The 22568-nt window shown below is 39.4% G+C and carries 17 protein-coding genes; 13 read left to right on the forward strand and 4 right to left on the reverse strand.

Features of this window, described 5'->3' with window-relative positions; genetic code table 11:
• Positions 1 to 6: 6 nt before the first annotated feature.
• From CAPGI0001_RS06210 to trmB, 4 genes are all read left to right on the forward strand, one after another.
• Positions 7 to 1206: a cytochrome c biogenesis ResB family protein gene (locus CAPGI0001_RS06210; RefSeq protein WP_002667776.1), complete on the forward strand. Its 1200-nt coding sequence runs from the start codon at positions 7 to 9 to the stop codon at positions 1204 to 1206.
• A gap of 74 nt (positions 1207 to 1280) precedes the next feature.
• Positions 1281 to 2075 carry a cytochrome c biogenesis protein CcsA gene (ccsA, locus tag CAPGI0001_RS06215; RefSeq protein ID WP_002667797.1) on the forward strand — a complete coding sequence of 265 codons (795 nt, stop codon included), beginning with the start codon at positions 1281 to 1283 and terminating at the stop codon, positions 2073 to 2075.
• 80 nt (positions 2076 to 2155) lie between these two features.
• Positions 2156 to 2944, forward strand: coding sequence for a (Fe-S)-binding protein (locus CAPGI0001_RS06220; protein ID WP_002667693.1), 789 nt, complete (start codon positions 2156 to 2158; stop codon positions 2942 to 2944).
• Between the two features lie 67 nt (positions 2945 to 3011).
• Positions 3012 to 3686 (forward strand): tRNA (guanosine(46)-N7)-methyltransferase TrmB, encoded by a 675-nt coding sequence (gene trmB, locus CAPGI0001_RS06225; protein ID WP_002667704.1) that lies wholly within the window; start codon positions 3012 to 3014, stop codon positions 3684 to 3686.
• A gap of 42 nt (positions 3687 to 3728) precedes the next feature.
• Here trmB and fsa read toward each other — a convergent pair whose 3' ends face one another.
• Entirely contained in the window at positions 3729 to 4376 is a 648-nt protein-coding gene (gene fsa / locus CAPGI0001_RS06230; protein WP_002667824.1) for a fructose-6-phosphate aldolase, read from the reverse strand.
• A gap of 131 nt (positions 4377 to 4507) precedes the next feature.
• Here fsa and CAPGI0001_RS06235 point away from each other — a divergent pair, with 131 nt between their 5' ends.
• A complete protein-coding gene (locus CAPGI0001_RS06235) occupies positions 4508 to 5944 on the forward strand; it encodes a hypothetical protein (protein WP_002667673.1) in 1437 nt (478 codons plus the stop codon).
• 65 nt (positions 5945 to 6009) lie between these two features.
• Here CAPGI0001_RS06235 and metE read toward each other — a convergent pair whose 3' ends face one another.
• Positions 6010 to 8316, reverse strand: a complete 2307-nt coding sequence (metE, locus tag CAPGI0001_RS06240) for a 5-methyltetrahydropteroyltriglutamate--homocysteine S-methyltransferase (protein ID WP_002667783.1) — start codon at positions 8314 to 8316, stop codon at positions 6010 to 6012.
• A 415-nt stretch (positions 8317 to 8731) separates the two neighbouring features.
• On the opposite strand from metE, the gene CAPGI0001_RS06245 reads away from it, so the two are divergent.
• Positions 8732 to 11554, forward strand: a complete 2823-nt coding sequence (locus CAPGI0001_RS06245) for a TonB-dependent receptor (RefSeq protein ID WP_040359815.1) — start codon at positions 8732 to 8734, stop codon at positions 11552 to 11554.
• Between the two features lie 72 nt (positions 11555 to 11626).
• Here the strand turns inward: CAPGI0001_RS06245 and CAPGI0001_RS06250 are convergent, their stop codons facing one another.
• Positions 11627 to 13627, reverse strand: a complete 2001-nt coding sequence (locus CAPGI0001_RS06250) for a DUF3857 domain-containing protein (protein WP_002667817.1) — start codon at positions 13625 to 13627, stop codon at positions 11627 to 11629.
• 176 nt (positions 13628 to 13803) lie between these two features.
• Complete coding sequence (rpe, locus tag CAPGI0001_RS06255) at positions 13804 to 14451, reverse strand: ribulose-phosphate 3-epimerase (RefSeq protein ID WP_002667716.1); 648 nt, start codon at positions 14449 to 14451, stop codon at positions 13804 to 13806.
• Between the two features lie 328 nt (positions 14452 to 14779).
• On the opposite strand from rpe, the gene CAPGI0001_RS06260 reads away from it, so the two are divergent.
• The 7 genes from CAPGI0001_RS06260 to CAPGI0001_RS06290 all read left to right on the forward strand — a co-directional run.
• On the forward strand, positions 14780 to 15643 hold the full coding sequence (locus CAPGI0001_RS06260) for a sigma-70 family RNA polymerase sigma factor (RefSeq protein WP_002667816.1): 864 nt from the start codon (positions 14780 to 14782) through the stop codon (positions 15641 to 15643).
• A gap of 176 nt (positions 15644 to 15819) precedes the next feature.
• Positions 15820 to 18333 carry a type IX secretion system periplasmic lipoprotein PorW/SprE gene (porW, locus tag CAPGI0001_RS06265; protein ID WP_040359820.1) on the forward strand — a complete coding sequence of 838 codons (2514 nt, stop codon included), beginning with the start codon at positions 15820 to 15822 and terminating at the stop codon, positions 18331 to 18333.
• Positions 18334 to 18339: 6 nt separating this feature from the next.
• Positions 18340 to 18750 (forward strand): bactofilin family protein, encoded by a 411-nt coding sequence (locus CAPGI0001_RS06270; RefSeq protein WP_002667765.1) that lies wholly within the window; start codon positions 18340 to 18342, stop codon positions 18748 to 18750.
• Complete coding sequence (locus tag CAPGI0001_RS06275; RefSeq protein ID WP_040359823.1) at positions 18722 to 18937, forward strand: AtpZ/AtpI family protein; 216 nt, start codon at positions 18722 to 18724, stop codon at positions 18935 to 18937. The genes CAPGI0001_RS06270 and CAPGI0001_RS06275 overlap by 29 nt, the downstream gene beginning before the upstream one ends.
• Before the next feature lie 17 nt (positions 18938 to 18954).
• Positions 18955 to 19656 (forward strand): M949_RS01915 family surface polysaccharide biosynthesis protein, encoded by a 702-nt coding sequence (locus tag CAPGI0001_RS06280; protein ID WP_002667720.1) that lies wholly within the window; start codon positions 18955 to 18957, stop codon positions 19654 to 19656.
• A gap of 32 nt (positions 19657 to 19688) precedes the next feature.
• The gene (locus CAPGI0001_RS06285) at positions 19689 to 21407 is read left to right on the forward strand and encodes a phospho-sugar mutase (RefSeq protein WP_002667802.1); all 1719 of its coding nucleotides are present in this window, start codon (positions 19689 to 19691) and stop codon (positions 21405 to 21407) included.
• A gap of 47 nt (positions 21408 to 21454) precedes the next feature.
• Positions 21455 to 22568: ABC transporter permease (locus CAPGI0001_RS06290; protein ID WP_002667690.1), on the forward strand; the 1114-nt coding region annotated here is incomplete at its 3' end.

Here is a 22568-nt window from a genome sequence, read left to right on the forward strand (position 1 = left end):
TTATTAATGAAGTCTTATCCTTTTGCTATTCTTTTTTCTCTTACCGCAGTGGTGGTAGGGCTTGTGTTACAAATCTCCTTAGGGAGTATCAGCAAGAATTGGTTTAGCTTTCCCTATAATGTGGTAGGGGGAGCTATCTTTGTGCTGCTCACTACCTTGAGCTATTTTCTTTTTCGCAAGACAAACTTTATTCTTCGTTGTTCCTCAGCTCCTTTTGCTATCGTTACAGTGGTGACTCTTGGGGTGCTTACCATTGGATTGGGGAGTATCAATGTAAAACCTCATCAGCTTAGTGGCTTTTTAGGAAAGATGGGTTTGGATGACCTTACCAAGACTTGGTATTTTGGTCTCGTATTTGTCTTGTCTTTGACCAATCTTTGGTTCTCTATTCTCAAGCGTTCTATGGTCTATCAGTGTAAAAATATCGCTTTTTTGCTCAATCATTTTGGACTTTGGTTAGTGATGTTTGCTGGAGTCTTAGGGCAAGGGGATATTGTACGCCTTACGATGGATTTAAAAAAAGATACTCCTCAGTGGCAAGCAAAAACTTCTGATGATAAGGTAGTAAGCCTCCCCATAGCCATAGAGCTTAAGAATTTTTCTATTGATATATATCCTAACAAGCTTTTTGTCATAGATACCACAGGGACTTCTCTACCTAAGGAGAAGCCCATAGGGTTCATGCTCGAAAGAGAGGGTGCACAAGCCACTTTGCTCAACTGGAAGGTGACACTACATAAGTATCTTGAAAAAGCAATACCTGATACCGATTCTACTTATATCAACCATACTATGTGGGGAGCTACCAATGCTGCCTTAGTCACAGTAGAGGATTTGCGTACGCACCAAGTGAAGAAGGAATGGATCTCCGCAGGGAATTTTCAACTTCCTCCACGTGCTATAGACTTAGATAAAGGGCATACCCTTGTTATGGCACCTCCGGAAGCACGTAAGTTTGAATCAGAAGTGCTTATTTATCAGAAGGGGAGCAACACTATTCTTCAGGAGAAAATAGAGGTAAATCATCCTATAAGCGTAGGAGGGTGGCGTATCTATCAGCTTAGTTATGATGAGCGTATGGGGCGCTGGTCAGACCTCAGCGTAGTGGAGCTTGTCTCCGACCCTTGGCTACCAGTGGTCTATACGGGTATTTTTCTACTTATCGTTGGTGGTATAGCGCTACTCTTTGAAGTAAAAAAAAGTTAGCGGTCAGTGATCAGTGATCAGTGATCAGTGGTCAGATTCAAATGACTAACGACTAACAACTAACAACTATTATTATGTGGACTTATTTCAATATTATTACCTACCTCACTATAGCCTTATGGCTTTTAGCAGGAGGACTTATTTACAGCAAGAGCAAAGCCCTCTGGAGCTTGGCTGTCATTAGTCATTTGGTGGCTACGATGGTTGTAGGAGGCTTTATTATTCTCTTGTGGAAGAATTTGGAACGCCCTCCCTTGCGTACCTTGGCGGAGACACGTATATGGTATGCCTTTTTTATGGGGCTCATAGGCTATGCAATCTTCCTGCTCTATAGGCAGAAATGGATGCTTAGCTATTCGTCTGTAATGGGAACCGTTTTTGTTGGGCTCACTTACACACACCCTGATACGATGAATAAAGCGCTGATGCCTGCGCTGCAGAGTGTCTGGTTTATCCCGCATGTGATCGTTTATATCTTTGCTTATGCCATGCTGGGTATGGCCTCCCTGACAGCTTTTTATGGCATCTATCGGTATAAGAAAGGACAGGAAATACATTCAGTTTTTGCCATTACTGATCAGCTTATCAAGATAGGTTATGTATTTCTTACTTTTGGGTTGCTCTTTGGAGCTCTTTGGGCTAAGGAGGCATGGGGACACTATTGGACTTGGGATCCTAAGGAGACATGGGCTTTTATCACTTGGTTGGGATATTTGATGTATCTGCATCACAAATATAATCACAAGGAAAAGAAACCCTTACAAAGCTTTATTATTGTAGGAATTGCCTTTGTCTTGCTTCTTATCTGTTGGTTTGGCGTTAATTACCTTCCTACCGCCCAGATGAGTGTACATACTTATTCGGGATAGAGGTCAGTGGTTAGAGATTAATCATTGTACATTAATCATTAATCATTATTTTTTTGTACTTTTGCCGATTGAAAAATTAGATGTCTATGAACTTTCATGTCCCTACTATGGCGGAGCTTAGCGCACAAGGGATTAAGCCCGATGTCCTTTTCTGGATAGGTTGTGCAGGTAGCTTTGATGAGCGGGCACGCCGAGTAACCAAGGCCTTTGCTAAGATTCTTCACAAGGCAGGGGTTTCTTTTGCTGTGCTTGGTGCAGAGGAGGGCTGTACAGGTGATCCTGCCAAGCGTGCTGGAAATGAGTTTCTCTTCCAGATGCAAGCCTTGACCAATATAGAAACGCTTAATAACTATGGTATTACAAAAATAGTAACTGCCTGTCCTCATTGTTTCAATACATTGCGTAACGAATATCCATCCTTGGGAGGACACTATGAGGTATTGCACCATACACAGCTTATTCAGCAGCTCTTGGAAGAAGGAAGACTCAAGGTCGAAGGTGGCATGTTCAAGGGGAAACGTATTACTTTTCACGATCCTTGTTACTTAGGACGTGGTAATGGGGAATATGAGGCACCACGAGCGATTTTAGAAAAACTCGAAGCAGAGATTCTGGAGATGAAGAAAAGTAAAGCACGTTCCTTCTGCTGTGGAGCAGGGGGCGCGCAGATGTTCAAAGAGGCCGAAAAGGGTACTGGTGAGATAAATAATGCCCGTGCCGCTCAGGCCTTGGAGGTACGTCCTGAAATCATCGTGACAGCTTGCCCCTTTTGCAATACTATGCTCACTGATGGGGTGAAGAACCAACAAAGAGAAGTAGTCCCCGTAACTGATATTGCCTTGCTTATAGAACAAGCAGAAGAACTATAATATATTAACGCCAATAATGATTAATGTTCAATTTCTTACATTCATTAATCATTGAATATTAATTTTCATGGGAAGTAAAAACAAACTAAAACGTTTTAAAGAAAACGAAACATTTGCCAATGTGATACAGCCCAGTAGGGAAGAGGTGCTCGGAGGAACTTTTCCTCTCAAGGGAGCATGGGCAAAAGAAGCCTTCAAGAATACCCATCCTATTGTGTTAGAGTTGGGTTGTGGTAAAGGAGAGTATACGGTCAATTTGGCCAAGCAATATCCTGATAAGAATTTCATAGGAATAGATATCAAGGGAGCTCGCTTTTGGAGAGGAGCAAAAACAGCTTTGGAAGAGCAGATTGATAATGCAATGTTCCTAAGAACTCAAATAGAACTCATTGATTATCTTTTTGCAGCAGAGGAAGTATCTGAAATATGGATTACTTTTCCTGATCCTCAGATAAAGTACAAGCGTACCAAGCATAGGCTTACCAATGAGGATTTCCTAAGCAAGTATAAAAAGATTTTATCCAAAGAGGGTATTATTCACCTAAAAACAGATAGTGAGTTCCTACATGGATATACTTTAGGACTACTTCACGGAATGGGGCAAGAAGTGCTTTATGCCAATCATAATATCTATCGAAATGAGGGAGCACCTTCTGAAGTGCTAAGCATACAGACCACTTATGAAAAGCAATATTTAGCACAAGGAAAACCGATTACTTATATCCGTTTTCGCCTACGATAACCAAGAAAAAGAGGCTATCCGAGAAGAATAGCCTCTTTTTTATTATTTTTTAGCATCAGCTAAGAACTTTTCTAAGCCAATATCGGTAAGAGGATGCTTGAGTAGCCCTAAGATTGCCGAAAGGGGAGCAGTGATCACATCGGCTCCGATCTTAGCACATTCTATGATATGCATAGTATGTCTTACAGAAGCAGCCAGTACTTGAGTCTCGTAGCCATAGTTATCATAGATTAGGCGAATATCGGCAATAAGCCCTAAACCATCAGTGGAGACATCGTCCAATCGACCAATGAAAGGGGATACATAGGTAGCTCCAGCTTTTGCTGCCAGTAGTGCTTGTCCTGCTGAAAATACCAAGGTACAGTTGGTACGGATTCCTTTTTGAGAAAAATAGCGAATGGCGCGTATGCCATCTTTGATCATAGGTACTTTTACGACAATTTGTGGGTGCAGTGCAGCCAAGGCTTCTCCTTCTTTGATGATTCCTTCGTAGTCAGTGGCAATAACTTCTGCAGAGACATCCCCTTGGACTATTTCACAAATATCTTTATAGTGTTTGAGAATGTTAGCTTCTCCTTTGATGCCTTCTTTGGCCATCAAGGAAGGGTTGGTAGTTACACCGTCCAAAACACCTAAGTGTTCAGCCTCTTGTATCTGGGATAGGTTGGCTGTATCAATAAAAAACTTCATTGTTATAATTTTTCTACAAAGGTACTATTTTCTTTTGAATTAGCGCCTTAAAAACCAAAAAAAATATTTTTTCTTTTTCTGGAAATATTCGTATCTTTGGCATTTATTTTAATACTCAAAAAGAGTCATATATGGGAACTTATATAGAAGGGGATCGCGATTTCGAAGAAATTCCCTCACTCAGTGCTAAGGCATTGCGTATCAATTTAAACAAACGTATCTATGGCACCTTCTCGGAGATAGGTGCTGGACAGGAAACAGTGCGTTATTTCTTCCGTGCAGGAGGAGCATCAGGCACTATAGCCAAGGCGGTGAGTGCCTATGACAAGAATTTTAGTGATGCTCTCTATGGTGCTGAGAAGGACGGACGCTATGTGACCGAAGGCCGCCTAAAGAAAATGCTCAGCCATGAGATCAAGCTCTTGGAAGAACGTTTGCCAAGAGAAAAATATCCTGATAAGCTCTTCTTTACCTATGCCAATACGGTTACTACGATTGATTTTGCTAAGCGTTACAAAGGTCATGGCTGGGTAGGAATACGCTTCCAAACAGAACCAGAAGGGGGGTACAATGATATTATTCTACATATTCGCTTTCACCAGATAGAAACTCGTGCTCAGCAAGAAACACTTGGAAAGTTGGGTGTCAATCTTATTCATAGTGCTTTTTATAAGGCTGATAAGCCTCATAGTATCATCAGGTATCTGTATGACCATATCGATAAGGATCTTATCGAGATTGATATGATTAACTTCTCAGGTCCTAAGTTCGCCACTATAGACAATCGCTTGATGAGTCTACAGCTTATCAAAAATGGAATGACCGAAGCTGTAATGTTCGATGCTCAGGGGAACAACCTACTTCCCGCCGAAGAGTTGTACAAGAAAAATATACTGACCATTAGGGGTAGTTTTCGCCCTGTAGCCAATGTGAATATCGATATGTTGGAACGTTCCTTGGAGCTATTCCTCAAGGAAAAAGGAGTAGAAAAGGACAATACAGAAGTGATTTTTGAGATTACTCTCTCCAATCTCTTAGCTTCAGGGGAGCTGGACGAACAAGATTTCATGGACAGGGCGCGTATTCTTTCCTCTTTGGGCTACAAGGTACTTATCTCCAACTTCAAGGAATATTATCGCTTAGCTGAGTATTTCTCCAATTATACCAAAGCACAGATGGGAATGGTCATGGGGGCGGACAATCTTATTGCAATTTTCAAGGAGGAGTATTATACTCATCTGAGTGGCGGAATTTTGGAGGCCTTCGGTAAGCTCTTCTATAGGGATATCAAAATCTATCTCTATCCGATGCGGGATAAGGATACAGGACAGATTATTACCAGCAATAATATTCAGGTACCTCCTCGTATGAAGGAGTTGTATAAATTCTTCAAGTTCAATGAAAAAGTGGTGGATATACATAACTATGATGCTAAGAACTTGGAGATTCGTTCGCGTGATATTGTTCAGAAGATAAAGAATGGAGAGGATGGTTGGCAATCTTCTTTACCACAGGGAGTCGCCGAGATGATTGAGACATATGGCTACTTTGGCTGGAAGAAAAAATAAAAGAAATAGGCTGAAATTCTTGCGAATCTCAGCCTATTTTCTTTCTGGAAAATAAAAGAATTGAATTATTTTTTGTATTCTTCTCTAAGTTTCTTAGCGGTAGCTACCATAGCTTCCAAGGCCAACTTAGTTTCTTCCCAATGGCGTGTCTTAAGTCCACAGTCTGGGTTTACCCATAGGTTGCGGAAAGGTACCACGGCAATGGCTTTTTTCATCAGGTGATACATTTCTTCTTCAGAAGGCACACGTGGGGAGTGAATATCATATACTCCAGGACCTATCTCATTAGGATACTTGAAGTCGGCAAATACATCTAAGAGTTCCATTTGTGAACGAGAACATTCGATGGTGATAACATCGGCATCCATATCAGCAATGGCTTCTATCATATCGTTGAACTCGGAATAGCACATGTGGGTGTGTATCTGTGTCTGGTCTTCTACTCCTGAAGCAGAGATACGGAAGGCCTTGATAGCCCAGTCAAAGTAAGTTTGCCAATCAGCCTTGCGTAGGGGCAATCCCTCACGAATAGCAGGTTCATCTATCTGGATAACTTTGATACCAGCTTTTTCCAAGTCAACTACCTCATCACGAATAGCAAGGGCTATCTGAGTGGCAGTCTCTGAACGGGGTTGGTCATCACGTACGAAAGACCATTGTAGAATAGTTACAGGACCTGTGAGCATTCCTTTTACAGGGAGCTTCGTAAGAGACTGAGCATATCGACTCCAGCGTACAGTCATAGGCTCAGGACGGGATACATCTCCGTAGATGATTGGAGGTTTTACACAGCGTGATCCATAGCTCTGTACCCAGCCAAATTTGGAGAAGGTGTACCCACTGAGAAGCTCTCCGAAGTATTCCACCATGTCATTGCGCTCAAATTCTCCATGTACCAATACATCAATACCGGTTTGCTCTTGCCAACGGATAGATTCTTCAATTTCTTTCTCTAACTTCTTGTCATAGTCAGCTTTAGAAAGAGTCCCTTTGTTGAAGGAAGCTCTCCAAGAGCGTACCTCTGGGGTCTGTGGGAAAGAACCAATAGTAGTGGTAGGGAATAGAGGCAAGTGTAGGGCTTCTTCTTGTACTTTTTGGCGAGTACCAAAAGCACTCTTACGCTTGCTGTCAGCATCGGTAATTGCTTTTACACGTGCTTTTACAGCTGGGTTGTGGATAAGAGCAGAGGTTCTACGGTTTTCTGCCGCTTTTTTGTTTTCCTCGAAAATAGCTTTTACCTCTGGGCTAAGGTCATGACCTATGGCAATAGCTTTAAGAGTAGCAAGTTCTTTTACTTTTTGTTTGGCAAAAGCCAACCATTGTTTGATCTCTGGAGTAAGTACCTTTTCATTGTTCTCAAGCTCTAAGTTACAAGGAGAGTGCAACAAGGAGCAAGAAGTACCTATATAGATATGATCATCACTGATCACTTCTCTTACCTTTTCTATAAGAGCTAATGAATGTTCGAAGTTGTTCTTCCAAATATTACGTCCATCTACTATACCAATAGAGAGTTTTTTGCTCTGAGGAAGAGCTTTTAGGACACTGTCAAGCTGTGCAGTAGCTCTTACCAAATCGATATGAAGTACATCCAAAGGCAAGGATACTGCCAGTTCAGTATTATTCTCTAATGCTCCAAAATAGGTAGTAAGGATGAACTCTGTATTGGCGAATTTTTGTTTGATTTCGGTATATACTTTTCGGTAAGTCTCTTCAGCGCCTTCAGGGAGGTCAAGCACAAGGTAAGGCTCATCTATCTGGATAGTTTTGGCTCCTGCATCTACCAAGCTTTGAATAATTTGGATATATACAGGGAGTAGGCGATCGGCTAAGTCCAAGCGGTGGAATCCGGCTTCTTTTTCCTTCCCTACCAAGAGGTAAGTAACCAAGCCTAAAAGTACAGGTTTGGTCTCAAAGCCATGCTTTTTAGCTAAGTTATACTCGTTCAAGGGTTTGTTTACCTTTATAGAGAAACTTTGGTCTTTGGTGAATTCTGGAACGATATAGTGGTAGTTGGTATCAAACCATTTGGTCATCTCAGAGGCAGTAACATCGATACCGTCTTTCTGATAGCCACGCGCTATGGCAAAGTATTGTTTGAGTTCCGAAAGACTCTTGGTAGGGGCAAAACGCTCTGGGATAACATTGAGAGTAAAAGACAAATCCAAAACCTGATCATATAAGGAAAAATCATTGGATGGAATCAGATCTATACCAGCTTCTTTTTGCAAAGTCCAGTTGTGTACTCGGATATTTTCCGCTACGGCAAGGAGCTCTTCCTCTGTAAGATTCCCTTCCCAAAATGCTTCATTGGCCTTTTTTAATTCACGTTTTTCTCCAATACGTGGATAGCCTAACACATTAGTTTTCATATTTCGCTTTAATTTATTTACTTACTTATTAATTTATTATTCTTCATAGTAAAAACAATCTCTTTTTACTTTCAGGGTGCAAAGATATAATATAATATTCTAATAACAAAATTTTTTTCAAAAAAAAATTCTAAAAATAAAAATACTTACATGATAAGTGAGAGTAATATGATTAACTTTTTCTATTTATCTACAACAAAAGCAAAAAAATATATAGTATTTATTGTTTTATCAGTATAAATAAAAAGTTTGCAGTATACTGAGCTAAAAGGGAAGTTGTAAACAATGTCTAAAAGTTTTCAACACTATATGTTAGTAAAATGGCTTGAATATTAACATATTGTTATAGATGGATTAAGAGAGAAATTGCGATATTTGCACACAAATAACAATAGATACTAATTTATTTAAAAAGATGAACACATGTAAGCATTGGCTGTGTTTGTTTGCTTTTTTGATGGTAGCAACACTCTCAGCGCAAACTATTACAGGAACTGTAATTGATGGGGAACTAAAGGAGCCACTCTTAGGGGCTAATGTTCTCATCAAAGGGACTTCCCATGGAACTTCTACGGACGAAAATGGTAAGTTTACCCTAAAGACTACACAAAAAAAAGGGACATTGGAGGTCTCTTTTATTGGGTTTAAAACTCAGGATGTCCCTTTCACCATTGTCAAAGGAAAGGCTTCTATTCAGATTACACTTCTTCCTGATGCTCAAGAACTCACAGGAACTACAGTGATAGGCAATACACTTATGGATATTGCTAAGGAACGCAAAACCCCAGTGGCTGTCTCCACCATACGTGCAGCTGATATAGTGAACAAAATAGGAAACCAAGAATTTCCTGAGCTACTGAACAAAACTCCTTCGGTGCATGCCACTAAGTCTGGAGGGGGATATGGCGATTCTAAAATCAATATCCGCGGCTTTGGTAATGAAAATATTGCTGTAATGATCAACGGAATGCCTATCAATGACATGGAAAATGGTAAGGTGTACTGGAGCAACTGGGCGGGTATTTCCGATGTGACTTCCTCTATGCAAGTACAGAGAGGCTTAGGGGCTTCTAAGATTGCCATAGCTTCAGTAGGAGGAACCATTAATATTGTAACCCGTGCTTCTGATATGCAAGAAGGCGGAACTGTATCAGCTTCTTTAGGAAATAATGGTTTCTACAAAGTAATGGGAGCTTATAATACAGGAAAAAGCAAGAAAGGATGGTCTTCTTCAGTATTGCTCAGCCGTACTGCGGGAGCTACCTATGTCAATAGTACCGATTTCGAAAGCTATAACTATTTCTTTGCTTTGGGCTATACTCCCAATGAAAAACACTCTTTCCAATTCATGTTCACTGGAGCTCCTCAGTGGCATCACCAAAGAAGTACTCATATTACTATTGCGGATTACCTAAAGTATGGAGAAGATGGTAAGCCTAATCTTCGCTACAATTCAGACTGGGGTAACTACAAAGGAAGCGAATTTAACTTCCGTAGAAATGTATATCACAAGCCGGTGATGATGCTCAACTGGGATTGGAATATCGATGAGCAATCTTCTATCAGTACAGTAGCTTATGCTTCTTTTGGTCGTGGTGCTGGTACACGCGATGCTGGATCTGCTTGGACAGGCTCTTTCCAACAGGATGGCAGACCTACTACTTTGACCGCTTCAAACTTTAGAACAGAAGATGGGCAAATTGATATGGAAAGAATTATTAACTACAATCGTGGAGAGGATGTCTCTACTCCTAACCAGACAGTAGCAGTACATGGAACTCCTTATGTAGCTAATGCTTATAGAAAAGTAACTATGCCAAATGGTAGAACTACTGGAGTAACAGAAGGTTTTGCAAGAAAAGCAGCGGTGAACTCTCACAACTGGTTTGGTTTCTTAACCAGCTTCAATCACAAACTCTCTGAAAAATTCTCTTTCAGTGTAGGTCTTGATGGGCGTTACTACAAGGGATATCACTATGAAGTACCTAGCAATCTTTTAGGAGCTGAGTATTTTCAGGACAATTCTAATAAGAACCTAACCTCCCCTCGTAATATTAGTTATACACTTTCTGACAAACCTTCTTTCAATCCTTTCGGGGGTAGTATAGAGAGTTTAGACAATCAGATTACTTTTAGTAACGATGGTAATGTACGTTGGTTAGGCGCCTTTGGTCAGGTGGAGTATACCACCCAAAAACTCTCTGCTTTTGCACAATGGTCTAGCTCTATACAGGCTTTCCAGAGAATTGATCACTTCCTTAAGCCAGGTACTCTAGCTCTAAAAAACAGACCTGAAACAGCTCAGCCTGAAACAACTACTTACAAAAGTATCCCTGGCTATAATATGAAAGCAGGAGCTAACTATAATATAGATGAACACCACAATGTGTTTGTCAATGTAGGATACTACTCTCGTCAGCCTTTCTTTAACTCTGTATATCCAAATTATAAGAACTTTGTCAATCCTAATCTTACCAATGAAAAAATATTAGGTTTGGAACTTGGATACGGATTCAGATGGCAGAGTATCTCTGCTAATCTCAACGTATATCGCACTTCTTGGAAAGATCGTTATGTACGTCGTGACAACTGGGATGGTAATACTCGATACTTTGCCGAGATGCTTGGGGTGACTGAAATTCACCAAGGGGTAGAGCTCGATGCAGCTTACCGTATCAATGATTATGTAAAGGTAAATGGTATGTTCTCCTTAGGAGATTGGTTCTACCAAGGGGGGGCAAGAGTGAATACTTTCCTTACAGAGGATAATTCAGAATATATACTTTCAGGTAAGTCTTCTTCTCAGTTCGATGTTGATTTGGATAAGCTCAAAGTGGGTGAATCTGCTCAGATGACAGCCAACCTTGGAGTAGTGGTAACTCCTTACGAAAACTTTAATATTGACCTAAGTTGGCACTATGTCAATAACTTATACGCACGCTTGGATATTACTTCTTTGGTGAGAAGTTCTCAAATATCCAGCTTGAAGTTGCCTCAGTACAACCTTTTTGAGGGAGGAGCCTCTTATAAGTTTGTCTTTGGTAAAAAACAAAAACAAGCCGTAACAGTATTGGCCAATGTAAATAACATCCTTGATACTACTTATATCTCTGAATCGGATACCAACCAAGTGGTAGATAATAGCACAAGAGATACTTACAAAGGTATTGATGTGAGAAACAGAGTATTCTTTGGTTTCGGTCGTACATGGAATGTAGGCTTGAAATATCAGTTTTAGTCTGTCATAAGAATAAATAGAGAGGGGCGCCGCTTGCGGCGCCCCTCTTTTTTACCTTAATTTCTGTCTGATTTATCTGAACCAAGATTTTATCTTTCCAAAGAATCCTTTTGGAAGGATATCGATGCCTAAACCAAAGTTACTATCTCCTATACTGTGATAAGCTTCTTGGATACTTTGGATTTTATCCAAAGTAATCTCTATATTTGTTAGAGGATTATAGAGTATTTCTACCTTTCCTGAAGTCTTATCAATTGTCTTTTTGCTCGAATAAGAGAAAAATTCATTGGAGAGCTCCAACTCTTGGATGGTGTATTTCTCCTTGGTATTGATAGGCTTATCAGCATAGAGCTCTATCAGATAATGCTCACTGTCATAGTTGTGCCAATAGCTGCTGTCCTTGTGGCGGAAGTCTATAAGATCTTTCTTCAGTACACTATGGTCAAAGTACATAAGGAACTCTTCGCCTTCTTTGTTCGTAAAGTAAGGCTTTAGGATGGTAGCCTCATAAGCGATAACCAATTCGTTTTCCTCCTTGTCATCCTTTTCTATCTTGATACTTACATCCTTGAATATCTCCCTGATATCCTGTTCACTACGATCATTTACGTAATTGAGATTATAGAAAAGAAATCGATTCCAACCATCTATAAGTTCCTTCTTATTGGTCTGTTTGAAGTAGCCTCTCATATTGTTGGCACGGTTGTAGCGGTAGGTAGTTCTAAGGGTTATTTTTCCTTTTCCTTCCTGAACGACTACTTTGACATGCTCATCTATACAAGGCAGTGCAAAATAGGCCGGTTTTCGGATACTTAGGGTAGCATTTTCCTTAATTTCCATATAGTGGCAGAAGCTAAGCACTGTCCTTTTTTCCAATCGACCAAACTCATTGCGAGAGGTAGCATCTACAAAATAATCTTCTCCCTTGTAGTGTATCTTGACAATTACATGATTGAAGGAGAGTAGGGAAGGAAGGTAGTATTTTAGGTAAAAATCTGCGTTATAATTTACCAGTACCACACTCGCTTCTACACCTAAGTAATCAAGAATGGTTTTTAGTAATACACACTTAGCTTTACAATCTCCTTGCTTATTGTGATAAGTAATAGCAGGCTCTTGCGGCTTGTGCCCGTTCATCTCATCTGCATTGTAGGTATAGTAGATGTTATTCTGTACATACTCAATAGCAAATTGGATCTTCTCATCCAAATTCGCAAGTTTGTCCAATTTTTCTATCAAGTCAGGAGCAAAGCTTTTCAGATCCGATTGTTCCAAGACATCCTTATACAAGGGGTAGATATAGTTCGATAGGTCTTTCCAAGTGCTCTCAGTAGCAAAGTCGATGAAGGGGAAGATCTCTCTATTGGGATCTACAGGATTGATATAGTCGGTGTGTTTGATCTCCAATACTTCTCCTTTTTCTAAGTACTTAGTAGGTTGGTCTAAGGCATTTCCCTTAGCATCACGAAAGAAAAATTCCTTGTAGGCTACTTTTTTCTCACGATTGTTGATGAATTTGTAATGGTAGTGCCCATAAGCCCAATACGTATCAGGTGTGACAAATATATGTTTGACAAAATCACGACGGACAAACTCCTTTTCTGAAAATACTTTAGTACGGGAATCCTCCAAAATAAGAATATCATAGAGCCTAAGGTCACGGATGGAGACATTTATTTTCTTAGATTTACTGATGACACCTCCATTGCTATTATTCTCATTGTCAAGTACTTTTATATTGGTATCAGGGAGCTTATCTATATATTCTCCTTCACGGATAACCGCTATACGATTGATTTCGTAGTACTCATTCTCCTCCAAAATCATATCGTTCACCGAAGCTCGTTCTAAGTTCTCCGGTTGGGTAAGGGTGTAAGCCATTAGGGCATAATCGGTATTCTTCTGGTCATCTACATAATAGTATTTATTAAGTAGATAGCAGAAATCTCTCCCTTCTTCTATTTGCTCTGTAGCAAAATCAGAATCTTTGCAGATTTCTATGATTTGCGCATCGGTTAAGGTATTTGCCCACTCTGGAGCAGATGTTATCTTATACCCTTGTTCTACTTCCATATTTATTTTTTTCGTTTTTTAAAAAATTAATGATTAATCAAAAGCAAAGATACGTAAAAAATCATTATATATCCATAAAAAGTTTTAGAATGTTGAGATAATTAACATATAAACCTCTCTTTTCAATACTTATTTTACTTTTATTAGTAATTGGGTAGGCTTCAACCAAATAGTTTTTATACAGATCTTTTGAGTGCTTCTATTGTCTTTTTAGGGTCAGGAGCATTGAATACAAAACTTCCTGCCACTAATACATCTGCTCCAGCTGCCACAAGCTTAGGTGTATTGGTTGCATTGACACCACCATCTACCTCTATCAAGGCTTTAGAGCCTGTCTTAGTAATGAGTTCTTTGGCTTGACTTACCTTTTTATAGGTATTTTCTATAAAGGATTGCCCTCCGAAGCCTGGGTTTACACTCATAATAAGGAGCAAATCTACATCAGTAATGATATCTTCCATGACTGTTATAGGAGTATGAGGGTTTAGGGCAACTCCTGCTTTCATCCCTTCCTGTCGGATAGCTTGCACCGTACGGTGTAGGTGAGTACAAGCTTCGTAATGTACCGAAAGAAAGCTGCTTCCCAGCTGGGCAAAAGTATGAATATAACGATCAGGGTCTACGATCATAAGGTGCACATCCAATGGTTTTTTGGCATGTTCTTTGATGGCTTTTACCACAGGCATCCCATAAGAGATATTCGGGACAAAGAGCCCATCCATAATATCAAGATGAAACCAGTCTGCCTGACTTTCATTGACCATTTCTATATCTCTTTGTAGGTTGGCAAAGTCAGCCGCTAAAAGTGAAGGAGCTATCAACATGAGGTGGAATTTATAAATTTCAATTAGGATACAAAGATACGTTTTTTTTTAAGCTTTCAAAATAAAATAAGAAAAAATGTCATATTTATCTTTGTCACTCTTCTTTAGCTACTTGTCAGAGAACCTGACAAATAGGCTTTGTAAAAATATAAAATATGTTATTAAAAATGCATTGTAGCTAAATATAGTTATATTATCTTCTTTATATGTTAAAAACAATTAATTAAATATAATTTGGAATGATTTTTGTTAATACATTTTTTCCTATAGAGGTGAATGACAATTCATCTTCATTCATAACAATAGACAATTAATTATTAATTTATAGATGAGACAACTTAAAATTACCAAACAGGTTACCAATAGGGAAACAGCTTCTTTGGATAAGTATCTCCAAGAGATAGGAAAGGTGGATCTGATCTCCGCTGATGAGGAAGTGGAGCTTGCCCAACGTATCAAAGCAGGTGACAAAATAGCCTTAGAACGACTCACTAAGGCAAATCTTCGCTTTGTGGTTTCGGTAGCTAAACAGTATCAAAATCAAGGGCTTACTCTCCCTGACCTTATCAATGAAGGGAATATGGGACTGATCAAGGCTGCCCAACGTTTTGATGAAACTCGCGGATTTAAGTTTATTTCCTACGCTGTTTGGTGGATTCGTCAGTCCATTCTACAGGCGCTGGCCGAGCAATCTCGTATCGTTCGCTTGCCGCTGAATAAGATAGGCTCTATCAACAAAATCAATAAGATGTATGCCTACTTAGAACAGACTCACGAGCGTGTCCCTTCTGCTGAGGAAATTGCTAAAGAATTGGATATGTCCGTGAATGATGTAAAGGAGTCCATGAAAAATTCCGGACGACACATCTCCATGGATGCGCCTTTGGTAGAAGGGGAGGATTCCAACCTATATGATGTCTTGCGCAGTGGGGAATCTCCCAATCCCGATAAGGAACTGATGCATGAGTCGCTCAAGACTGAGATAGAACGCGCCTTGGAAACCCTTACACCTCGCGAAGCGGACGTGATTCGCTTATACTTTGGCTTAGGGGAAAACTATCCTATGACCTTGGAGGAAATAGGTGAAACCTTCGAACTTACTCGCGAACGTGTACGCCAAATCAAGGAAAAAGCGATCCGTAGGCTCAAGCATACTTCTAGAAGTAAAATCCTAAAGACGTACTTAGGATAGAACTGTTTTGAAAAACTGTTTTTGTGTTTTTTCATGTTAATTAATTTAATTTGATTAAGGTGTTGGAGAATTCTTACTCCAACACCTTAATTTTGTTTCATATCTTATAAAATATTTAATTTTGCTTGTTATTTGAAAAAAAATGACTAACTTGCGCCTTGTTATTATTTCATTAGATGAAGTTGCACAAATTCTTTACTTGTATTCTATTGACAGCTCTCTTTATAGGCTGTACCACTAAATCGGATACCTATTATAATCGTCAGTTTCGTATGATTCCGACGATGTATAATGTCTTGTACAATGGTAATTTAGCTCTTGAGGAAGGAAAAAAAGAACTTTCTGAAAAGCTTGTTGAAAATTATTTTGAAATTCTCCCTGTAGAACTCGAAGCGCTTTCAGAAGACTATCAGCTCAAAGGGGAAGGCAATGCTCATTTTGATAGAGCTGAGGAAAAGGCTATCAAGGCTATTCAGCGCCACTCTATGGTTTTCGATGGCAAACAAAAAAACAGAAAGATTGACGATGCCTATATGCTCTTGGGAAAAGCTCGTTATTACAATGGCCGCTACTTGCCTGCCTTAGAGGCTTTTAATCATTTGCTTACCAACTATGGGGAAACTAACCAACGGTACAATGCCGCTGTGTGGAGGGAGAAAACACATATACAATTGGGAAGGGAACAGTTGGCAATTTCTTCTATTGAAAAACTCCTTGAAGAAGAAAAACCTAAGCGTAAGGAACGGGCTAACCTACATGCCATTCTCGCTCAGGCATATATCAATCTCAAACAATATCCTCAAGCCATTCAGGCACTGAAACTTGCCAGTGTGGAGACTCGTAACAAAGCACAAAGAGGACGCTATCTCTTCATCACAGGACAGCTCTTCGAGGCCACTGCTCAGCGGGATTCCGCTCAGGTATATTATCAAAAAACAATCGATCTTAATTGGAATATCCCTCGCCGACTATGGGTGGAGGCTCAGATAGGTAAGGCTCGTACTCAGAGACTCTCTCCTGAAGAAAAAATCGCTTATGTAGAGAAGTTGCGCAAAATGGAAAAACTCTATGAGCATAAGAACTTGCTGGACTTGGTATATTTCCAACATGCTCTCTATGCCGAGGGGGAAAACAAAGATAAGGAAGCCATTGATTACTTTTTGCGGTCTTTGGCTAAAAACAAAGAAAATGAAGGTCTAAAGAAGCGTACTCACGAGCATTTGGGCGAACTCTACTTCAAGTCTAAAAAATATCCTTTGGCTTACAATCATTATGATAGTACTTTGGTGTATATCCCTAAGAATACACTCGAATACCTCTATATGCGTAGGAAAAGGGATAACCTCTCTCAGATAACTGTTTTTGAAAATACAATCGCTAAGGCCGATAGTCTCTCCCATATCATGAAAATGCCTCAACAGGAGAGAATAGCTTATTTCCAAAAACATATAGATTCTTTACAACAACCTGAAAACAAACATACTGTAGCAATCACAGACTTTGGAAAGGTAGTGCGTCATCAGGCACAGCCTTCTCAGGATGGTTTTTACTTCTACTCACCTCAGACCGTTGCTTATGGAAAACAAGGGTTCAAAGAGCAGTTTGGGGATCGCCCTCTTGTGGATAATTGGCGTTGGTCTCATCAGTTAGTCGTAGAAAATATAGCTGAAAATCAAAAAGATAGTCTTTCTTCCAAAACAATTACTCCTGAAGAATACCTCAGCAACCTTCCTTCCGAGCAGCAAATGAAGCAATTGGAAAGGGATAAGGAAATGGCTCTCTATGGTGTAGGGGAACTCTACTGGGAAAAGTTTAAGGATGAGAAGCTCGCCAAGGATAGGCTTACCCGACTTCTTGCAATAACACACGATGATAAGCTAAGGGAAAAGGCTCTTTACCAATTATATAAAATACATCAACAAAACCACCCCGCTCAAGCAGAAGCTTACAAAAACCAGCTACTGGCTGCTTATCCTACTTCTGAATATACTAAGGTGGTTACAGGTCAGGTGAGTACCAATGAAAAACAATTGCAAGAACAATTCTCCCAGTTGCAACAACAGTTTGATAATCAGCAATATCAAGAGGTGATCGCAGCTATTGATGCTCAAAAAGCAGCTTTCAAGACTTCTCCTCAAGCCCCTGACTGGGAACTCCTTCGAGCCAAGGCCTTAGGTAGGTTGGAGGGGAAAGAAACTTATGTAAGAGAGTTAGAGGCTATAGCTAAGGAATACCCTAATACCAAACAGGCTGATTATGTGAATGAATCTCTTGAGGTACTTAAAAAAGAAGAAAATAAGCCTGATTTCGATACAGATCAGAAGGCTTCTTCTTGGAAGATTGTCTTAGAGCATTTTGATAATGAGGCTCAAAAAGAGCAACTTAAGAATTATTTGGAAGAAAATGGCTTTGCTTATATCTCTATGAGTAATGATGTCTACGATGCTAATGAGCAATGGACTGTCCTTCACGGCTTTATGTCACGAGAGATGGCCGAGAGATTTGTTGAAAAGATCAACGCTTTCTTCCAAGAAAAGCAACAAGAAAAACTGCCGAAGGGGAAAAAGAACAAACAGGAAGAAAAAAATGAAGAAAAAGATAGGTTTTTCAAAGAATTTTTCGTAATTTCGTCAGAAAATTATGCGATACTTCAGATGTACAAAAATAAAGAAGAATATTTAAAAAAATAACTTACAATGTTTAATAAAGAAAATAAAAAAAATATGGCAGTAGACAATTCAGTAGCGGGAAGTAACCGCATCGTAGCAGGTACCAAAATCAAAGGTGAAGTAAATTCAGGTGCTGATTTCCGTATAGATGGGGAAATAGAGGGAACGATACAAACCTCTGGCAGACTTGTAGTAGGAAAAACGGGTGTTATCAAAGGAAATATAATCTGTACCAATGCCGATGTAGAGGGCTCGATCAATGGAACTCTGGTGGTAAAAAGTACTCTTAGCCTTAAGACTACTGCAGTTATAGAAGGAGAAGTACAGACTGATAAGCTGGCTATAGAACCAGGGGCAGTCTTCAATGTGACTTGTAAAATGGGAGTGAAAGGAGGAGCTACTTTTAGCAATGAACCAACAAAGAAAGAACTTAAATAATTGGGTCAAATTTTCCCAAATAGGTATTCAAATGGCGGTAATTATAGTTCTTTGTACCTATTTGGGAACTTATTTAGACGAAAAATTCCTTAGTATATCCCCTTGGGGTACTGTATTAGGGGCACTCTTTGGTGTGTTTGCTTCTCTGTATACCGTCATAAAGCAAGTAAATCAAATGAAAGATTAATTTTAAGATTAAAGAATATGAGAAAATACTTTCTCTGGTGCTTTTTTTGTACATTACTTGCACATGCTCAAGATCCTTCACAGGCACAACTCTTGGATGATGAGCAGATACAAAAGCAATTCCCTACTAAGATACAGAGAAAATTAGGAATAACCTATCCTATTGTGAAGGTTTATACCTATCAAGATAGGGAGGGTAAACATTTTTGGGTGTTTACAGAGAACAAGCTCTATGATTCCTCCTCAAAAAAAGAAAAGAATTATAGAAGAAATAGTGAAGGTGAGGTTATTAATGACAAGATTAAGGCCTTTCATCTTATAGAAGATAAAGATGCTTTTCGTCAGGTAAAGCTACTTTATGACTATCGCCCTGAGTGGGAAGGATGGGAATTCTCTATTTGGTTTTGGACAAAGTTTGTTTCTTTTACCGACTTGGACAAGGATGGTTATGTGGATCCTGTCATTGTCTATGGGGCTACTCCTACCGATGGAGATCCCGACCGTGCAAAGGTTAAAATTTTAGCTTACCACAAGGGGGAGAAAACGGCTATTCGCCATCAGGATTCTCCAGATGATATAGGAAGGGAAACTCAAATAGATGCTTCCTATTACTCTTTGCCCAAGCCTATTCGTCAAAGGATCTTTGATACCATCAATCGTTTGCAAGAGAATCAACTTACATTGTTTAATCCTGAGGATTTTAAAAAGTTGAAAAAATAAGAAATTGAATCAGTGGAAAATAATAATAAATTATGAACTTATTAGAGAAAAGTAAAACAAATGCGCAATCATGGCTTACTCCAGCCTTTGATGCTGCCACACAAGAGACTGTGCGTCAGCTCCTTGAAGGAAATCCAGAGGAGTTGATAGAGTGTTTTCACAAGAATTTGGAGTTTGGTACAGGAGGGATGCGTGGTATCATGGGAATAGGTACCAATCGCATGAATCGCTATACCTTAGGCAAAAATACACAAGGACTTAGCAATTACCTAAAAAAGGTATATCCCAATGAGCAAGTAAGGGTGGCTATTGCTTATGACTGCCGTCATAATTCACAAGAATTTGCCAAGATAGTAGCAGATGTCTTCTCAGCCAATGGGATTAAGGTATTTCTCTTCTCAGAACTACGACCTACTCCTGAACTTTCTTTCGCCATTCGCTTCTTAAAATGCCACAGTGGAGTGGTGCTTACCGCTTCTCACAATCCTCCGGAATATAACGGATATAAGGTATATTGGACAGATGGTGGACAATTGGTACCCCCTCAGGACAAGGAGATTATGGAAGCAATTGATAAGATTCAGTTCTCGGATATTCAGTTTGTTGCAGACGAATCTCTTATCGAAAAGGTGGATAAAGAGGTGGATGAGGCTTTCATAAATGCTTCTCTTGACAAGGCTAATTTCCCTATCCAAGGAAAAGCAGATTTGAAGATTGTGTATACCCCTCTACATGGTACTTCTGTAACGATTATTCCTAAACTCTTTGAGCGTGCGGGCTATACCTCACTATACATAGTAGAAGAGCAAGCTACTCCTGATGGAAGTTTTCCTACAGTGAAATCGCCTAATCCAGAAGAACCTGAGGCGCTTACCTTGGCGCTCAAGAAAGCAGAAGAAGTCGGCGCAGACATTGTATTTGGTACGGATCCAGATAGTGACCGTATAGGAATCGCTGTACGAGACCTTCATGGCAAGATGGTATTACTCAATGGAAACCAAACTATGCTCATGATGACTAAGTATCTCTTGGACAAGTGGAAAGAAAAAGGAGAAAAAACCGGGCATGAGTTCATCGCTTCTACTATCGTTTCTACACCACTGATGCGAGGATTAGCTCAGGGATATGGAGTAGAATATAAGGAAGGGCTTACTGGCTTCAAGTGGATTGCCAAGATGATTAAGGATTTCCCTAACCAGCAGTTTATCGGTGGGGGAGAGGAAAGTTTTGGTTTTATGGTAGGAGACTTTGTGCGTGACAAAGATGCAGAAACATCCTCCCTATTGGCGATGAATATTGCCGCTGAAGCTAAGGCTAAAGGAAGTTCTTTCTTCAAGGAAATGCTCAAAATGTATCAAGAATTTGGATTATACCAAGAGCATTTGATCTCAGTAGTGAAGAAGGGGGTAAGTGGAGCTGAAGAAATTGCTCAAATGATGAAGAATCTCCGTGAAAACCCTGTGAAAACTCTTGTAGGAGAGCAGGTGGTCCGTATAGAGGATTATCAGACTTCCGTAAGTAGAAATCTTCTTACAGGAGAGGAGACGAAAATTGATATTCCAAAATCCAATGTATTGATTTATTATACTGATAAGGGAACTAAGGTCGCAGCACGCCCTAGTGGTACAGAGCCTAAAATCAAGTTCTATTTCAGTGTCAATGCACCCCTTCCTTCTGTTGAAGCTTTTGAGCAAACACAGAAAGAACTTCTAGACAAGATTCAGAAAATTGTCAAAGAATGGAACTTATAATAACCAAATGATTTAGGTAAAAGATTGATTTTCTTATATATTATTGAATGAACGTAGCCAATATCAAACGACTCTATCCTTATGTATTGCCTTATAAGAGGTATATATTTTTGAATATTTTCTTTAATGTTCTCTATGCACTTTTTAGCTCTTTGTCTTTTGTAGCCCTGATACCTATGTTGGAGGTGCTATTTGATAACAATGCAAGGATCTATCAAAAACCAGTGTATAAGGGGATATCGGAAGCTAATACCTATTTTAAGGAATATCTGAACTATCAGGTAACACAGCATACAGGAGGAGATCCCGTACAAGCACTTTCCTATATTATTGCCTTGGTATTATTTTTATTCTTTTTGAAGAATATTTTTAATTACTTAGCCATTATTTTTATTAATCTTTTACGTAATGGAGTGCTGAAGGACTTACGTGATATGATGTATAAGAAAATCATTTCTTTGCCTATATCCTATTTTTCAGAAAAACGAAAAGGTGATGTAATCGCACGTATCACAGGCGATATCAATGAATTTCAGGTTTCTTATCTTAGCATATTAGAACTAATTGTAAGAGAGCCTCTTACAATTATCTTCACTATTATCATTATGTGTGGAATAAGTATGAAATTGACTCTTTTTGTCTTCATTTTTATTCCTTTGGCGGGATTAGCTATTTCACGAGTAGGAAAGTCGCTTAAAAAACATTCTGGACGTATACAAGCCGAACAAGGGTATTTTCTTTCTATTATAGAAGAATCTATCACAGGGCTGCGTATTATCAAGTCTTTTAATGCTCAGAAGGTCTTTATAAAGCGCTTTACTGACTCTACTAAGCGTTTTCTATCTCATGCGAACAATCTTTCTTATCGCCAGAATTTGGCCTCTCCTATTAGTGAATTCTTAGGGATTTTAGCTATAGGAATTCTCTTATGGTTTGGAGGTACTATGGTGTTGGTTGATAAGACTTTAGGAGGTTCAGAGTTCATTGCCTATATGGGATTAGCTTATAATATTCTTACCCCTGCTAAGGCAATTAGTAGAGCTTCTTATCAGCTTAGACAAGGAGATGCTGCTGCTCTTCGTGTATTGGAGGTGATTCATGCTACTAATCCTATTTTTGATAAGGAAAATGCTCTTGAGAAGAAAGATTTTCAGTCAGCTA

The organism is Capnocytophaga gingivalis ATCC 33624, from assembly GCF_000174755.1.
Taxonomy (GTDB): domain Bacteria; phylum Bacteroidota; class Bacteroidia; order Flavobacteriales; family Flavobacteriaceae; genus Capnocytophaga; species Capnocytophaga gingivalis.

What these genes read in the sequence shown, in the direction of transcription:
- CAPGI0001_RS06210 (WP_002667776.1), top strand. Translation starts at nt 7, where the DNA reads ATGAAGTCTTATCCTTTTGCTATTCTTTTTTCTCTTACCGCAGTGGTG.
- ccsA (WP_002667797.1), top strand. Translation starts at nt 1,281, where the DNA reads ATGTGGACTTATTTCAATATTATTACCTACCTCACTATAGCCTTATGG.
- CAPGI0001_RS06220 (WP_002667693.1), top strand. Translation starts at nt 2,156, where the DNA reads ATGTCTATGAACTTTCATGTCCCTACTATGGCGGAGCTTAGCGCACAA.
- trmB (WP_002667704.1), top strand. Translation starts at nt 3,012, where the DNA reads ATGGGAAGTAAAAACAAACTAAAACGTTTTAAAGAAAACGAAACATTT.
- fsa (WP_002667824.1), bottom strand. Translation starts at nt 4,376, where the DNA reads ATGAAGTTTTTTATTGATACAGCCAACCTATCCCAGATACAAGAGGCT.
- CAPGI0001_RS06235 (WP_002667673.1), top strand. Translation starts at nt 4,508, where the DNA reads ATGGGAACTTATATAGAAGGGGATCGCGATTTCGAAGAAATTCCCTCA.
- metE (WP_002667783.1), bottom strand. Translation starts at nt 8,316, where the DNA reads ATGAAAACTAATGTGTTAGGCTATCCACGTATTGGAGAAAAACGTGAA.
- CAPGI0001_RS06245 (WP_040359815.1), top strand. Translation starts at nt 8,732, where the DNA reads ATGAACACATGTAAGCATTGGCTGTGTTTGTTTGCTTTTTTGATGGTA.
- CAPGI0001_RS06250 (WP_002667817.1), bottom strand. Translation starts at nt 13,627, where the DNA reads ATGGAAGTAGAACAAGGGTATAAGATAACATCTGCTCCAGAGTGGGCA.
- rpe (WP_002667716.1), bottom strand. Translation starts at nt 14,451, where the DNA reads ATGTTGATAGCTCCTTCACTTTTAGCGGCTGACTTTGCCAACCTACAA.
- CAPGI0001_RS06260 (WP_002667816.1), top strand. Translation starts at nt 14,780, where the DNA reads ATGAGACAACTTAAAATTACCAAACAGGTTACCAATAGGGAAACAGCT.
- porW (WP_040359820.1), top strand. Translation starts at nt 15,820, where the DNA reads ATGAAGTTGCACAAATTCTTTACTTGTATTCTATTGACAGCTCTCTTT.
- CAPGI0001_RS06270 (WP_002667765.1), top strand. Translation starts at nt 18,340, where the DNA reads ATGTTTAATAAAGAAAATAAAAAAAATATGGCAGTAGACAATTCAGTA.
- CAPGI0001_RS06275 (WP_040359823.1), top strand. Translation starts at nt 18,722, where the DNA reads ATGAACCAACAAAGAAAGAACTTAAATAATTGGGTCAAATTTTCCCAA.
- CAPGI0001_RS06280 (WP_002667720.1), top strand. Translation starts at nt 18,955, where the DNA reads ATGAGAAAATACTTTCTCTGGTGCTTTTTTTGTACATTACTTGCACAT.
- CAPGI0001_RS06285 (WP_002667802.1), top strand. Translation starts at nt 19,689, where the DNA reads ATGAACTTATTAGAGAAAAGTAAAACAAATGCGCAATCATGGCTTACT.